The organism is Mesorhizobium sp. CNPSo 4671 (assembly GCF_057784245.1).
Map to the genome: position 1 here is coordinate 220051 of NZ_JBWLUW010000008.1, position 14178 is coordinate 234228.

12 protein-coding genes and 1 pseudogene are annotated in these 14178 nt (G+C 63.1%); 1 reads left to right on the forward strand and 12 read right to left on the reverse strand.

All coding sequences use genetic code 11. The features are described from left to right. The first annotated feature begins 38 nt into the window (after nt 1-38). Nucleotides 39-956: a LysR substrate-binding domain-containing protein gene (locus tag AC04SF_RS22975; RefSeq protein ID WP_488479642.1), complete on the forward strand. Its 918-nt coding sequence runs from the start codon at nt 39-41 to the stop codon at nt 954-956. An 18-nt stretch (nt 957-974) separates the two neighbouring features. Here the strand turns inward: AC04SF_RS22975 and AC04SF_RS22980 are convergent, their stop codons facing one another. The 12 genes and pseudogenes from AC04SF_RS22980 to rnc all read right to left on the reverse strand — a co-directional run bounded on the left by AC04SF_RS22980 (nt 975) and on the right by rnc (nt 14178). Further along, a complete protein-coding gene (locus tag AC04SF_RS22980) occupies nt 975-1247 on the reverse strand; it encodes a DUF3303 domain-containing protein (protein WP_488479643.1) in 273 nt (90 codons plus the stop codon). A 117-nt stretch (nt 1248-1364) separates the two neighbouring features. Continuing rightward, nucleotides 1365-2831 carry a RimK family ATP-grasp domain-containing protein gene (locus AC04SF_RS22985; protein ID WP_202350765.1) on the reverse strand — a complete coding sequence of 489 codons (1467 nt, stop codon included), beginning with the start codon at nt 2829-2831 and terminating at the stop codon, nt 1365-1367. Then, a complete protein-coding gene (locus AC04SF_RS22990) occupies nt 2828-3934 on the reverse strand; it encodes a peptidase C39 family protein (RefSeq protein ID WP_488479644.1) in 1107 nt (368 codons plus the stop codon). Before AC04SF_RS22990 ends, AC04SF_RS22985 begins: the two co-directional genes overlap by 4 nt. 207 nt (nt 3935-4141) lie before the next feature. Beyond that, nucleotides 4142-4933, reverse strand: a complete 792-nt coding sequence (locus tag AC04SF_RS22995) for an anti-sigma factor family protein (protein WP_488479645.1) — start codon at nt 4931-4933, stop codon at nt 4142-4144. Continuing rightward, nucleotides 4930-5448, reverse strand: coding sequence for an RNA polymerase sigma factor (locus tag AC04SF_RS23000; RefSeq protein ID WP_096456335.1), 519 nt, complete (start codon nt 5446-5448; stop codon nt 4930-4932). The genes AC04SF_RS22995 and AC04SF_RS23000 overlap by 4 nt, the downstream gene beginning before the upstream one ends. Before the next feature lie 174 nt (nt 5449-5622). Next, nucleotides 5623-8373: a DUF2339 domain-containing protein gene (locus AC04SF_RS23005; protein WP_488479646.1), complete on the reverse strand. Its 2751-nt coding sequence runs from the start codon at nt 8371-8373 to the stop codon at nt 5623-5625. An 83-nt stretch (nt 8374-8456) separates the two neighbouring features. After that, nucleotides 8457-8975 carry a PaaI family thioesterase gene (locus AC04SF_RS23010; RefSeq protein ID WP_488479647.1) on the reverse strand — a complete coding sequence of 173 codons (519 nt, stop codon included), beginning with the start codon at nt 8973-8975 and terminating at the stop codon, nt 8457-8459. Beyond that, on the reverse strand, nt 8972-9748 hold the full coding sequence (recO, locus tag AC04SF_RS23015; RefSeq protein WP_096456329.1) for a DNA repair protein RecO: 777 nt from the start codon (nt 9746-9748) through the stop codon (nt 8972-8974). Before recO ends, AC04SF_RS23010 begins: the two co-directional genes overlap by 4 nt. Nucleotides 9749-9880: 132 nt before the next feature. Continuing rightward, on the reverse strand, nt 9881-11053 hold the full coding sequence (locus AC04SF_RS23020) for a porin (protein ID WP_202350770.1): 1173 nt from the start codon (nt 11051-11053) through the stop codon (nt 9881-9883). Between the two features lie 599 nt (nt 11054-11652). Further along, nucleotides 11653-12542, reverse strand: a pseudogene (locus tag AC04SF_RS23025) (aminoglycoside phosphotransferase family protein). Between the two features lie 5 nt (nt 12543-12547). Continuing rightward, on the reverse strand, nt 12548-13480 hold the full coding sequence (gene era, locus AC04SF_RS23030; protein ID WP_488479648.1) for a GTPase Era: 933 nt from the start codon (nt 13478-13480) through the stop codon (nt 12548-12550). Then, a complete protein-coding gene (gene rnc, locus AC04SF_RS23035) occupies nt 13465-14178 on the reverse strand; it encodes a ribonuclease III (protein WP_183457799.1) in 714 nt (237 codons plus the stop codon). The genes era and rnc overlap by 16 nt, the downstream gene beginning before the upstream one ends.

Here is a 14178-nt window from a genome sequence, read left to right on the forward strand (position 1 = left end):
TGCAATTTAGATAAGCTTACCTTATCTATCCGGTAGTCATGGTCACATCTCCATCTCTCAAAGGACTTCAGGCTTTCGAGGCTGCGGCGCGCACGGGCAGCTTTGCCGCTGCGGCGGAAGAGCTTTCGGTCTCGGCCGCCGCCGTCAGCCAGCTCATCCGCACCGTCGAGGAACAAATGGGCCGTCAGCTGTTTCATCGGGTCAGCCGCAAGGTTGTGCTTACCGAGGCCGGCGTGGAAATGCTGCCTCGGCTGACCATGGCCTTCCAGGAAATCGGCAGTGTCTCGCGCGAGTTGGGCGGCGATGCCTTCCGCCCGCGCCTGGTGGTCTCGGTGCCGCCATCCATGGCCATGGGTTGGCTTTCGCAGCGTCTCGCCGGCTTCGTCGCCAGCCATGGCGCCGCCGACATATCGCTGCGCGGCGACGACGACCCGGTGCCGTTCGACCGCGAACTGATCGACATCAGGCTCTCCTACGGTCCGCACTATCGCGAGCATCCGACCGAGGACATTGTCCGGGACGCCGTCTATCCGGTCTGTGCGCCAGGACTTGCCAGCACAATCAAGGCGGATGACAGTCCGCTCGCCGGACTGCCGCTGATCCATACCGACTGGGGACCGACCGGCGCCTCGTTTCCGTCCTGGCGCAACTGGTTCGAGGCTGAAGGTGTGCAACCCGGCCGGGCGGCGCAGCGCGGCTTGTCGGCCAACTCGTCGCGCGCCGCACTCGACCTAGCCATTTCGGGGCTGGGTGTGGCGTTGGCGCAAGGGGTCTATTGTGCCGAAGCGGTGGAGGATGGCAGGCTGGTCCGGCCCGCCGCCGGGGCGATCGTGCTGCGCCAGCCCTATTGCCTGACGATACCGGAGCGCAGCGCCAGGCGTGACGTGGTGGCGGCGTTTCGCGATTGGCTGATCACCGAATGCCAGCGCGCGGTGGGCTCGCCGGCGCTGCGTTGATCTGACAGACCGCGATGATCAGAGGTGCCCGCTCAAGGCCGCCACCATGTCCTTGCTCGTCGCGACCGGAACAATCTCGAACTCGACCAGATCAGCCCATTCGATCACCCAGCGCTGCAGCAGCGTGACGTCGTCCGTCTCCACCAGCAGGAAGCAGCGGCTCATATCTGCCGCGATCCAGCTGTGGTGCACGACAAGTTCCTCCGGCTTCAGGCGGCCCCGATCGCGGAAGCGGCGATAGATATCCTTGCGATCGCAGCCGGTGAAATCCTCGATCACGATGGACTGCATGTTTCCCCCGAGCAATTCCAGGAAAAGTGTGAAGCTGTTTCCCCACAGGGATTGCTTCAAAACAAAGAGATAGAGCGGCTCGCCGTTTCCGTGAAACGCAGAGCCGCTCTGGTTGAACTATTGTCGTCCCGGCCGGTCGAGCCGCTCCAGGAACCATTGCGTCAGCCGCACCCAGACCTCGTCCTTCTCGCCGGAATCCTCCCAGCCATGGTCGAGATTGGGGTTGTCGTTGACCTCGATGACGAAGACGCCGTCCTTGGTCTCCTTGAGGTCGACGCCGTAAAGGCCATCGCCGATGCAGCGCGCCGCCTTGACCGCGGTCTCGACGACATGGGGCGGCGTCTCCTTCAGCGTGAAGGTCTTGATGCCGCCTTGGTCGGGCTTGCCATTGGCCTTGTGGTTGACGATCTGCCAGTGCTTCTTGGCCATCAGATAGTGCACGGCAAACAGCGGCTGGCCGCCGAGCACGCCGACGCGCCAGTCATATTCGGTCGGAATGAATTTCTGCGCGATGAGAAGGTCGGAATCCTCCAGCCACTCCGTCGCAAGCCGTGTCAGCTCCTCCAGATTCCCGCATTTCTTGACGCCGCGCGAGAAGGACGAATCCGGGATCTTCAGCACCAGCGGAAAGCCCAGCGTCTGTGCGGCCAGTTCGAAGTCGGAGGTGCCAGCGATCATCACTGTCGGCGGCACCGGCACCTTGTTGTAGGACATCAGTTCGTTGAGATAAACCTTGTTGGTGCAACGGATCATCGACAGCGGATCGTCGATGACCGGCATGCCTTCCTGCTGGGCACGGCGGGCGAAACGATAGGTGTGGTTCGAGATCGAGGTGGTCTCGCGGATGAACAGCGCATCGTAGTTGGCGAGCTTGGCAAGATCCTTCTTGGTGATGGGCTCGATTTCGACCCCCATCTTTTCGGCGATCTTGGCCCAGTAGCGCAGCGACGAGATTTCCGACGGCGGCAATTCCTCATGCGGATCGACCAGCGTGGCGAAAGTGTAGCGCGCCGGCGTGCGCCCCTTGGTGTCGCGCCATTCGCGGTTGGTGTAGGTCTCCAGGCACTGGATGAAGCTTTTTTCCTCATCCTCGGTCATGCGCGCCAGCGGATGGAACCCGATCTTGCGGATCGAGGCCCATTCGGCACTGTCCTTGATGTGGACCTCGAGCGCCGGCGCCCGGAACCAGTCGAACAACAGCTTGGCGAAGCGGTCCCAGACCTTGGAGGGGCCGATGCCGAAGAAGATACACACCTTGGCCGGAAAGGCGCCGCCGAGGTCCTTGCGGCATTTGTTGAGCGCCAGTTCCAGCTCCGGCAGCGCATGTTCGTAGAGCTTGCGCTCCGACAGGTCGATCATCGTCTCGACGGTCGGGATAACCTTGTGGCCGCGCGAGCTCGCCAGCAGCGAGGCATAGTAGCCACGGCTCTGGTAGCCATAGTTGTTCGACAGGTTGATGACCTTCGGCCGCTGGCCACGGAACAGCGACGGATGCGCGAGATAATCGCGATTGGTGATGATCTTGTGCGGTGTCGCCACCTGGTCGAGATCGCTCTGCCGGCCGGTAAGGATGACCCAGGTCATTGTGTGTCGCGCTTCCCCAGAGTTATGGCGGCACGCAGTCCGTCGCGGCCGAACTGCGCCATGTTCATGAAGATGCCGTAGGGCACGGGAATATTGGCGGCATCAAGGATGGTTTCCTGCCTTTCGTCCTCGACCCAGGGATCGTGGATCAGAATATGATCGCCATCATCGCCGATGGCCAGCACCCAATGCGGCACCTTCTTGCCGAACATCAGGAAGCCGCTGATCAGCACCAGCACCAGTTTTCCCGCAGCGATCGCGGTTCGGATGTCATCGATGCTGAATGAGCGGTAATTCACCGGGATGCCGTATAGTTCCGCGCGGCGGCGAAAGTCGACCTGGGCCAGTTCCATGACCCGGCGCTTGTCCTCGCTGCGCACCGACTGCAGGAAAAGCGCGCCATAGAAGGAAACGAAAATCTCCGCCGCGAGGCCGCTTTCGTACCCCGAGACAGCGAGGCCAAATGGTTCGCAGCCGCCCGGTCCCGACATCATGAAGATGGTCGTCGCTTCGCGCCAGAGCCGGATTTCCATCACCGGATCGGGCACGAAGCCCCGATCGAAATTGGCCATGGCCATCATCAGGCAGCATGGGCCGCAGGTGAACTCGCAGGTCTGCTGATAGAACGGCACCCTGGTGGCGATCGGAACGTCGCCGCGTAAGGTTTTCTCATAGCGAAGTGCGGTCTCGCCGTCCTCGTAGTAGCCCGGCTCACGGCCGATCTTACGGTAGCCGGCCTGCTCGTAGATGCGGATGGCGCGGCTGTTGTCCTCGCGCACTTCGAGACGCAGCATCATGCGGTCGTGTTCGAAGGCCGCCTCCTCCGCCGACGCAAGCAGCATGCGGCCGACACCCAGCCCGCCAAAAAACGGACCCGTGGCTATGGAGTAAAGCCGCGCCACCCCACTGCCCTTGCGAAACAGCACGATCGCGTAGCCGGCGACGCGGCCATCGACTTCGGCGACCAGCGTCTCGGCGGTCTCGCGCTCGATGAACAGGCGAAAGGAGCGACGGGAAATGCGATCGCTCGAAAAAACGGCTTTCTCGATGGCGGCGAGATCATCGACGTCAGACGCGCGGGCCGTGCGGATCTCGGCAGGCATGCGACTTGAGAAAACCTCGATTGCGTTGCGGAAACGGCCCCGGTCAAAAGCGTCGCAAACACCGGCTGAAGCGCCGGTATTCATCAAGCGCTATCGCTCCTTGATTAGGGCCGAATTGTGACAGTTTCCGCGCCGGCAAGGAAGCCCGCGGCTTTGAACAGGATCGCTGTTTTGATAGGCCACCGGCTGCGAACAATTGCGGCCAACTCAGCTTGCGAGGCCTGCCAGAAGCTGGCCATAGGCGCTCTTGGCCACGACCGCCAATTGCTCGCGCGGCAACGAGCCGACGACGGCGCAGCCATAGCCCTTGTCCAGCCAGTAGACGGCCTGCGGGCCGTCCTGCGCCGAAGCATAGGTCCCCTTGGCATTCTCCGCCGATTCCGCGGTGACGAAAAGCGATATGCGTTCGCCCTTGTCGTCCTCGTAGAGCAGCATCGCGGCCTTGGCCTCGCCGGCCGGCAGCAAGCGGCCGCCGACCAGTTGGAAGCCGTTCGCGGTCAGGTCCGGCGCCACCAGCTTCAGCCCGACCCGATTGGACAGCCAGGTTTGCAAATGATCCTTGTCGCTGGCCGGCACTTCCACCGCATGGCGCTTCTCGGCGGCGTAGATGACATGGGCGGCAATCGCCTGTTCGGCGAGCCGATCCTCCGCCGGATCCTCCTGTCCGATGCCGCCGACGCCGGCAAAATAGCCGCCAAAACCGCCCGTGGCCAAAAGCACGGCCGCGGCAGCGGCAAGCCACCAGCGCGAGCCTGGCACCACGGCCTTAACAGGCGCTTCGCCGAGCACCACCTTGCGCAAGCGCGTGGGAACAGGCTCATCCAGCACGCCGGCAAAGGCTGAGCGCAATGCCTCGCGGTCGGCTGTGAAGCGGGCGCTCCTGGCCTTCATCTCGGGGTTGGCGGCGAGCCAGGCATCGTAGGCGGCACGTTCGTCGGCCGGCAGTTCGCCGTCGAGCGCCATGTGGATGTCACGTTCTGAAAAATCGCGGCGGATCATTTCTCGACGATCCTTATCGCGCGGCGGCGCGCCGTGTCATCCAGCAAGCCGCGCAATTCCTCACGCCCGCGCGCAATGCGCGACATCAGCGTGCCGGCGGGCACGCCCAGCATATTGGCGGCCTCGGCATAGGAAAAGCCTTCGATGGCGACCATGACAAGGGCGGCGCGGCGATCGGGGCTGATCGCCTGCAGCGCATCGATGATCTCGCGCGAGGCGATGCCCTCCAGCTGCTCGGCCGGCTGGGCCACCGCCTCGCCTGCTTCGAGCGGCAGCATTGCCGCTTCGCCGCGACGGTTCACCTTGCGCATCTGGTCGATGAACAAATGATGCATGATCGTAAACAGCCACCTCCTGGGGCTTTCTCCCGTCTGCCAGTTGTCGAGCCGCATGAGTGCGCGCTCGAGGCAGTCCTGAACGAGGTCGTCGGCAGAATCGCGGTCGCGCAACAGCGAGCGTGCGTAGCGGCGCAGGCGCGGTATTTCGCCAAGGATTGCTGCCTTCTTTTCGTCCATGACCGCTGGTTCTGAAATCGCCCTTATTGATCCCGATTCAACGCGCCTTCCGGGCGCGACGCAAGCGGCCAGCGCGAAGCGGTCCACCGCCCCGGTCACCCAAGCAATGAGATAACGCTGGCGGGTGCCGGTTTATTCCCGGCCGGACTGAAATCTTATTGTTCTTGTTTGCCTTTATCCGTTTTCCTTCGCTGCCCTGGTCAAAAGCCGCTGGTAGAACAGGCCGATGCCGATCAGCACGGCGCCCAGGCCGATGAAGGACAGCGCCCTGAGCACGCCTTCCAGTTCCGACATGTCGAAGAGGAAGACCTTCAGCACGGCGATCGCGATCAGCGCGGCCGAGGCAATGCGCAGCACCTGCGATTTCAGCCAGACGCCGGCGGTGAGCAGCGCCACGCCGATCACCAGCCAGAGCGCCGAATAGGTGTAGGTTTCCAGCTGGCCGAGCCCGCTCCACAGGCCGATAAACTCGCCCTTGAACAGCCGCCTCACCGACAGCGTGGCATACGCCAGGGCAAGCACGGCCGCCACCACCGCCAACATTTGCGCATACCATTTCGGCCGCTTGTTGCGAGCATACAGCGCCAGCCCGCCGGCCGCGAGGGCCGGCAGGAGATAGGCGAGGAACAACAGGTTGAACACAGGGATCTGGCCGGTCGATTCGTCGGTGAATAGCGGGTTCAGCACCACGAAATGCCTGACGGCGATAAGGGCGACCGAAACCACACCCGCCGCCATCGAACCATAGCGCAGCACCGAGCTTGGCGAGCGCATGTCGATGGCGACCAGGATGGCGCCGGCACCGATGGCAATCAGCGTGTAGATCGCCTGCTCGGCAAGCGTCATCGCCCCCGTGTCGATGACGCCGCCATGCATGGCGTGGCGCACCAGCATGGCAACGGCAAGTAGCGCAAGCAGCGCCGCCGCCGCCTCCATGGCGAGGCGAGGCCGGCCATTGGTGGTGCGGGCGAGCTGCCAGGCAGCGAAGCCGAAGGCGAGCGCCGGGACGCCATAGCCCGGCAGAAGCCAGTTGAACACCGGTGTCCTGGAGAGGAATTCAGCGCCGACGATGGTCGGATCGAAGCCGACACGACCAAGCACGGCGATCGCCGCGCCAACCGAAATCCAGCCAAGCACCGGGTAAGAGCGCCAACGCGTGGCCAGCGCCGGTACGATGGCAGCGGCACCGAGCAGAATGGTGGTCCAGCCGGAATCGAAAGCCATGTGCAACATCAAGAGACCGGCGATCGCCGCGCCGCCAAGAGCAAAGGACACCGCCATGCCGCCCCTGAGCGGTGGCTCTTCGGCGCGCGCGATCCAGTCGCCGCCGCCGGCGAAAACCACCACCAGCAGCGCTGCTGCGGCGGCGTGGACAAAGTCGCGGTCGAGGTTGCCGTAAGTGAGCCATAGCGCCAGCAGGATGACCAGCGGCGCAGCGATGCCCCATGCTGCCCAGCATGCCGCGCGGATCCGCGCGACGGCGGCGAAACGGCGGGCGGCCCAGAAACCGGCGCCGACGAAGACGAGACCGAGGCCAATGCCGATGCGCAGCGTCAAAGGATTTCCGGCCGCCACCTGCAGGCCGTCAAAGCCTATGTTGCCCTGGGACAAATCGGGGCCGATGGTGGTGGGCGGAATGATGCCGAGATAGATCATCACGCTCACCACCCCGGCGGTGTGCAGCAGCGGCAAAGCGCGCGGTCGGTAGAGCGCGGTGGCGACAAGGGCGACGAGGACCAAAGCGCCAGGCAAGGCATCGCCGGCAGCGACAAGTGTGGAGTCGACGGATAGGCCCAGCGCCGAAAACGCAACAAAAACGCCCGGCACGATCGACGGCCAGTCGAAGCCCTGCTTTGCAGTTTCTTCTTCGCCGCCACGACTGCCCAGCCAGACAAGCGCAAGCACGGCAAGCGTCACGGTGTCGATGAACAGGATGACGGCAAGGTCGGCGCCGGGCGCGTTCGTCATATAGGCGATGGTCCAGGCGCCGGTGCCGAAGAAGGCGGCCGCTATCAGGAACTTCCAGTCGCGCATGCGGGCGATCGCCGCTGTGGCGGCAAGCACGATCGCGAGATAGACGAACAACGCCCATGGATTTGGCGCCTGCGAGGACACAAGCGCCGGCGTCGCCATGGAACCGACGAGACCGATGCCGGCCAGGGCCTGACCGTGGACGAGAGCAGCGACGATCGTCGCCACGCCGATGGCGCCGAGCAGCGTGAAGGCAGGCGCCGGGCCGATGAAGCCGTAAATACCATGGGCGGCATAGACGGTGCCGAACAGGATGAAGGCGCCGGCCGCCGTCAGAATCGCCGGAATATAGGCGCCGGCAACGCCTTGCACCGGAACCTTGAAACCGGTGCGGCGAATGAACTCGCCGCCGGCGACCAGCACCAACCCGAGGACCGCTGCCATGGTCAGCCGCACGCCGGGGCCGAAAATGCCGGCCTCGATGGTGTAGCGGATCAGGAACAGGCCACCCAGCGCCAGCGCGATGCCGCCCACCCAGACCGCCCAGCGCGTGCCGAGCGCCGTTTCGATGTCCGGCTTGCCGGGCGCCTTGGCTGCCGCAGCCGGCTCGACAGGTTCCGCGGCCTTCGGAGCCTCGCCCGCGGACCAGGGGCCTGGCACAGCCTCGCTGGTCGCGTCGGCCACCGGCTCGGGAGCCGGCGCCGGCGCGGCGATGGCCCCGCTCACTGCAGGCGAAGCCATATCGGCCGCAGCTACCGTTGCAACCACAACGGCAGGTTTGCTGTCGGTCGCGGCGTGCTCGGACGGCTTGGCCACCGACGGCACCGCGCCCGAAAGGACGAGACTGCGCAGTGCGCCAAGTTCGCGCTCGACAAGGCCGATGCGGCTCTGCTGGCGCGAAATAATGACGAACAAGGCGATGATGGCGACAAGGCCGATCAGGCTTTCAAACATGGCGGTTCCCCCAAACCAGGCCAGTTTTCACTGACGTTTCATCTCACTGACATTCAAATGCGGCGGCTAAACGGCTGGAAAACTCAACGTGCCGCCAGATTGGCGGCTGGAAATATCGAACATGTCTCGGTGCCGAAAGCCAGCAACTTGCCAGCGGCATCCCTGAGCGTCGCTTCCGAAACGGCAAGCGTTCGGCCCTTGTGGACCACCTTGCCTTCGCAGACCACCTCGCCGGTCCTGGGCGTGATCGGCCGCGTGAGATTCACCTTGAACTCCGCCGTCGTGTAGGCCTCGCCCCTCTCAAGCAGCGTCTGCACGGCGCAGGCCAGCGCCGAATCGAGCAGCGTCGCCGCCCAGCCGCCATGGACGCCGCCCAAAGGGTTGAGGTGGCGCTCATTCGGCACGCCGCGGAACACAGCACGACCTTCCGACACTTCGGTCAGTGCGAAGCTGAGCTGGAACGAGATCGGCGGTGCCGGATATTTGCCGTCGATGATTCGCTGCAGCAATTCCAGGCCAGTGTATTTCAGGATGTCGGCGCGCGGAATGGTGCCGAGGCCGAGTGGCGAGACCCGGCCCGGATAGAGTTCGACTTCGCTCATGTGATGATTTCTCTGGCAGCATTGTCTCCGGCAATGGCCTTGCGCGCCGCGTGATGTTTGCGCAGTGCGGCAAGAAAGCCGGCGCGGGCGTCGGGCTGTTCGATGGCACGCGGTTCATAGACATGGCGGGCAAAGAAGAAGCCGGTCAGCCGGAAGGCATCCTCGACCGCCGCGGGATCGGCGCGCAGGCCGGAGCCGCGCTGTAGAAAGGCCGGCAGCGCCAGCATCTTGTCGCGCCATGGCGCACCGGCTTCGCGCGACACCGCGCGGCCCGACTTCGGCGAGACATAGGCAAGATCCTGCCTTGTGCCGGTCGCCGCGCATTGACTGAGGTCGAGGCCAAAGCCGAGTTCATCGAGGATCAGAAGCTCGAAGCGCGCCACCAGTTCGCCGGCGGCATCGGCATCGTCGAGATGGACGATCATCACCGAAAGCGCCTCGTAAAGGCCGCCATGGGCGTCACGCTCGGGCAACAGACGCAAATGCGCGGCCATGGTCTGAAGGCCATAGACAGCAACGGCGCTGTCCATCAGCCGCGCGGCATTCATCTCGATCGCCTCGGCCTGAAAGGTGCCGAGATGCTCGTCAAGGCGTGCGCGCCATAACAGATCGACGCGATTGCCGGGCTGGAGAACGGGTTGCTGCTTGCGCGAGCGGCCGCCACGGACAAGGCCGAGATGGCGGCCATGCGCACGGGTCATCACCTCGAGGATGGCGCTGGTTTCGCCATGCTTGCGGGTGCCGAGAATGATTCCCTCGTCGCGCCATTCCATGCCCAGAGCTTTTCACCCGTTGGGTGGCGAAATCAAGATGAGGCTTTGGTGCCTGGCAGACCAGCACCGTGACAGCGCGCAAAAACGCCCGCAGCGATGCGCTGCGGGCGTTCGAGTGGAATCGGTCGATCGTTAGAACGAGCGCTGGAAGCGGAGGATGCCGCCGAGGCTGCTCTTCTTGGTAGCCTTGGTCCAGTTGTTGAAGTCGGGGTCGCCGAACTTACCCGCATTGAGGTAGTCGACTTCAGCCGTGACCGTAAAGCCGGGCACAACGGTATAGGCAACGTTGGCGGCGATGCCGAGGTTCTTCCAGTCGTCGTAGGAGATCTGAGCGTTGAACGCAGTCTTGTCGTTGAACTTGTAGGTGCCGCCGCCCCAGACTGCCCAGTTGCCACCCCACTGCTTATAGAAGCCGCGGCCGCTGGCATCGATGGCGTTGCCCGCATTGTCGTTGAGGTTGTTGTCCGAACCGTAGCCGCCCATGACGAACAGCGTCAGTTCCTTGCTGACATTCACGTCCAAACGAACCTTGCCGGCGACTTCTTCATAGTTGCTGTCATAGGCGACGACACCGGTGATCGCACCCCAATCGCCCTTATACTTCAAGCCGCCGACGACATGCGGAACATAGCTGTCGATCGTGCCGACCTTGCCGGCGCCCTCTTCAAGAGAGACCAACCCGGTCAGCCCGTTGCCCGCGTCGAAGTAGTACTGAACGACGTTGCTCTCCTGCCCGCCATACGGAACCAGCGTATCCTGGATGACGTTGCCGGCGTAGCCGATGAACGTATCGAAAGCCGTATCGTCCTTACCGACGCGCAGGCCACCGAGCTGAATCCAGGCGAAACGCAGCGAGAGCGACTTGTTGCGGCCCTGCCAGTCGTCCGCATTGGAAGCGTTCTGGTTGGCATAGTCGCCACTGCTGTTGCCGTAGTTGAAGCGAGTCTCTGTGTAGGTCTTAAGGGTACCGAGTTCGGTTTCCTGGCCGGTCCAGGTCTTCAACGTGAAACGGGTGTTCTTGTAGTAGGTAGAGTGCGTGTCGCCGGCGTTCTGATGGTCCGGAACATGGTTGACACCATCTAACGAGCCGGCATCGCCGACGCCGATGTCATAGCGGACGTAGCCGCCGATGCGTAGGCAGGTCTCGGTGCCGGGGATGTAGAAGTAGCCGGCGCCGTAGACGTCGCAGATCTTGACGTATTCGGCCGGTTCCGGTTCGGCGACGACGACAGCGTCCGCGGCGCGAGCGCCGGAGACCGCGATCAGTGCCGCGGCTGAGCCGAGAAGGAGGCTCTTGATGTTCATTTTCTGACCTCTCCAGTCATAGTTTTAAATGGCTTCGGATTTGTGGCTGGCGGATATGTTTTCCCGCCTCACCCCAACAACGAAAAAGGCGCGCACCGCGTCCCCTTTTCGCGGCGAACATACCCATCAAACTTCCGCCTTCAATGACGGTTTTGGAAATAAATGAGATTCTGATAACAGATTAATGTTGTGTTGCACAAATAACACTTGCCGATATAGCGGTTGGCACAATTGGCACAACGTTACATATTCAATATATATTCGGATAGTTTCTCGGCTAACTATACGTTCAGCACGAGATGTTTCCAACTAATGGCCTGAAAATGGCATTTTTGGCTACTTATATTGAAAAGCAACCGTTACGTTGCGTGCCACAGATGTGAAGCAGGCGTCCGATGTCCCGCGATGACGCAGGGGAATTCCAACACCGCCTGCCAAGTCGGCCAAATCTCGCCAAGGCGGTCGAAACAGGCTGTCGCACGCTCCAACGCTATCGATTGTGACAGCCACCCGCTTACCGTGAGTCTGCACGGGACCACTTTTCAAGCCCAACGCGACAAACACAGGCGAGCAGAAACAAGGACGATCAAGGAATCACATCACGTCCGGCGCCTGTGATCGGCCAGCACCGCGTCGATGACGCGCCAGGATTTGTCGACTTCAACCGAGTTGTCTATATGACCGGCGGCGGTGATCAGCGCCTTCCACAGCGCCCAGCCACGTCCACGTGCCCAGGCTGCGTCATCGACAGCGATGCCGGCGCGGAAAACTTCCCTGCTCTCGCCCTCGAACAGGGTCCAGGCGATCACGAGGTCGCATGAGGGATCGCCGACGCCGGAGGTGCCGAAGTCGATCACGGCGCTCAGGCGGCCGTCCTCAACGAGGAGATTCCCCTCGGCAACATCGCCATGGAACCAGACAGGCAGTACTTGCCAGGTCGCAGCAAGGGCTGCTTCCCAAACGGCGCGCGCCGCACTGGCATCGACGCGGTTGCCGAGGGCGGTGATGGCTTGCCTTGCCTCGTCGTCATAAACGGTCAGTGGTCCGCCGCGACAGAAGTTGTGCTGCCCTGGCGAAGGTCCATCGGTCGGATCGATGCGTTTCAACGCAGTCAGGAACCCGGCCAGATCCGCAGCGAATTGAGACAGGTTGGCGATGCGATCCGGTTTCGCGGTCTCGCCTTCGATCCAGCCATAGACGGACCAATGCCAGGGATAGCCACCAGCCGGAACGCCCATCGCCAGCGGTACCGGAATGGGCAGCGGCAAAAGCGGCGCCAATCTCGGCAGCCAGCGATGTTCCTTTTCCACTTGCAGGAATAGGCGGCAGCGCTTGGCAGCCGCACGGTCATCTCGTCACCGAGATGGAAGGTGCGGTTGTCCCAGCCGCCAAATTCAACCGGCCTGACGGCAAGGCACTGCCACTGGGGAAATTGCGCGGCGACCAACCGGCGAACCAGGGCTGTGTCGATGGTAACCGTGCCGTCCATCTTCCCTAGTGAGGAAACTCGAGACCCATCTCGCGGTAACGCTCGGGATCGTCGCCCCAGTTCTCGCGCACCTTGACGAACAGGAACAGGTGCACCTTCTGCTCGAGGATGCCTGCAATCTCCATGCGTGCCGCCTGGCCGATGGCGCGGATGGTTTCGCCCTTGTGGCCCAGCACGATCTTCTTCTGGCTGTCGCGCTCGATATAAATGGTCTGGTCGATGCGCACCGAGCCATCCGGCTTCTCTTCCCATTTCTCGGTCTCGATATGCGAGGAATAGGGCAGTTCCTGATGCAGCCGCAGATAGAGTTTTTCGCGGGTGATCTCGGCCGCCAGTTGGCGCATCGGCAGGTCGGAAATCTGGTCTTCCGGATAGTACCAGGGGCCGGCCGGCAGCGCCTGCGCCAGATAATCGAGCAGGTCCTTGCAGCCGGAGCCGGTCAGTGCGGAGACCATGAAGGTGCGCTTGAACGGCACTTTCTCATTCGCCGCCGCGGACAGGGCCAGAAGCGTTTCGTGCTTGACCCGGTCGACCTTGTTGAGGATCAGCGCCATCGGCTGGCGCACGTCCTTCAACCGTTCGAGGATGGCGTCGGCGTCGCCCCTTATGCCGCGCTCGGCGTCGATCAGCAACAGCACGATATCGGCATCCTTGGCACCACCCCAGGCCGTGGTCACCATTGCCGTGTCGAGGCGTCGCTTGGGCTTGAAGATGCCCGGCGTGTCGACGAAGACGATCTGCGCGTTGTCATGCGTGGCGATGCCGCGCACGATGGCCCGCGTCGTCTGCACCTTGTGGGTGACGATCGACACCTTGGCGCCGACCAACTGGTTGACCAGCGTCGACTTGCCGGCGTTAGGCGCGCCGATCAGAGCGACGAAACCGGAATGCGTGGCAGGGGCTTCAGCAGTTTCAATATCTGTCATGCCGCGTTCCATACACCTTCGCGCAGCAGAAGGGCAGCCGCAGCTGCCTGCTCCGCTTCACGTTTGGAGCGGCCGCTGCCGGTTGCCGGCTGAAAAGCGCCAACCCTGACGCTGACGGTGAACAGCGGATCGTGGTCCGGCCCCTCGCGGCTGTCGATCTGGTAGGCCGGAACGGCACTCGCTGCCTGATGTGCCCATTCCTGCAATTCGGTCTTGGCATCGCGGCGCGCCGCACCGGAAGCCTGCGAACGCGGCTGCCAGTATTTATGGATGAAAGCACGCGCCGCCTCCAGCCCACCGTCGAGGTAGAGCACGGCGATCAGCGATTCCAACGCATCGGCGCGCAGATTGACGCGCTTGCGCCCCTCGAGCCCGCGCACATCGGATCCGGCGCGGATCAGGTCCGGCAACCCGATATGTTCGGCGATCTCGGAGAGTGCCTCGGCATTGACCAGCGCGTTGAGCCGCAGCGACAATTCGCCTTCCGCCGCATCGGGAAACGCGGCCAGCAGCATGTCGGCAACGACCAGGCCGAGAACCCGGTCGCCGAGAAATTCAAAACGCTCATAGTCGGTGCCGGCATTGGCACCGCGGGCGCTGGCATGGGTCAGCGCACGCTGCAGGCGCTGGCGGTCGGCAAAGGCATGGCCCGTGCGTTCCACAAGCGCTTCGGCGAGCGCGTCGGCGGTCAGCCGTTTTGCCGCTGCCAT

Excerpts from the sequence above, each read along its gene's own strand:
- recO (WP_096456329.1), bottom strand. The coding sequence starts at position 9,748 with ATGGAATGGCGCGACGAGGGAATCATTCTCGGCACCCGCAAGCATGGC.
- AC04SF_RS22995 (WP_488479645.1), bottom strand. The coding sequence starts at position 4,933 with ATGATCCGCCGCGATTTTTCAGAACGTGACATCCACATGGCGCTCGAC.
- AC04SF_RS23010 (WP_488479647.1), bottom strand. The coding sequence starts at position 8,975 with ATGAGCGAAGTCGAACTCTATCCGGGCCGGGTCTCGCCACTCGGCCTC.
- AC04SF_RS22985 (WP_202350765.1), bottom strand. The coding sequence starts at position 2,831 with ATGACCTGGGTCATCCTTACCGGCCGGCAGAGCGATCTCGACCAGGTG.
- AC04SF_RS22980 (WP_488479643.1), bottom strand. The coding sequence starts at position 1,247 with ATGCAGTCCATCGTGATCGAGGATTTCACCGGCTGCGATCGCAAGGAT.
- AC04SF_RS22990 (WP_488479644.1), bottom strand. The coding sequence starts at position 3,934 with ATGCCTGCCGAGATCCGCACGGCCCGCGCGTCTGACGTCGATGATCTC.
- AC04SF_RS23005 (WP_488479646.1), bottom strand. The coding sequence starts at position 8,373 with ATGTTTGAAAGCCTGATCGGCCTTGTCGCCATCATCGCCTTGTTCGTC.
- era (WP_488479648.1), bottom strand. The coding sequence starts at position 13,480 with ATGGAACGCGGCATGACAGATATTGAAACTGCTGAAGCCCCTGCCACG.
- AC04SF_RS22975 (WP_488479642.1), top strand. The coding sequence starts at position 39 with ATGGTCACATCTCCATCTCTCAAAGGACTTCAGGCTTTCGAGGCTGCG.
- AC04SF_RS23020 (WP_202350770.1), bottom strand. The coding sequence starts at position 11,053 with ATGAACATCAAGAGCCTCCTTCTCGGCTCAGCCGCGGCACTGATCGCG.
- rnc (WP_183457799.1), bottom strand. The coding sequence starts at position 14,178 with ATGGCAGCGGCAAAACGGCTGACCGCCGACGCGCTCGCCGAAGCGCTT.
- AC04SF_RS23000 (WP_096456335.1), bottom strand. The coding sequence starts at position 5,448 with ATGGACGAAAAGAAGGCAGCAATCCTTGGCGAAATACCGCGCCTGCGC.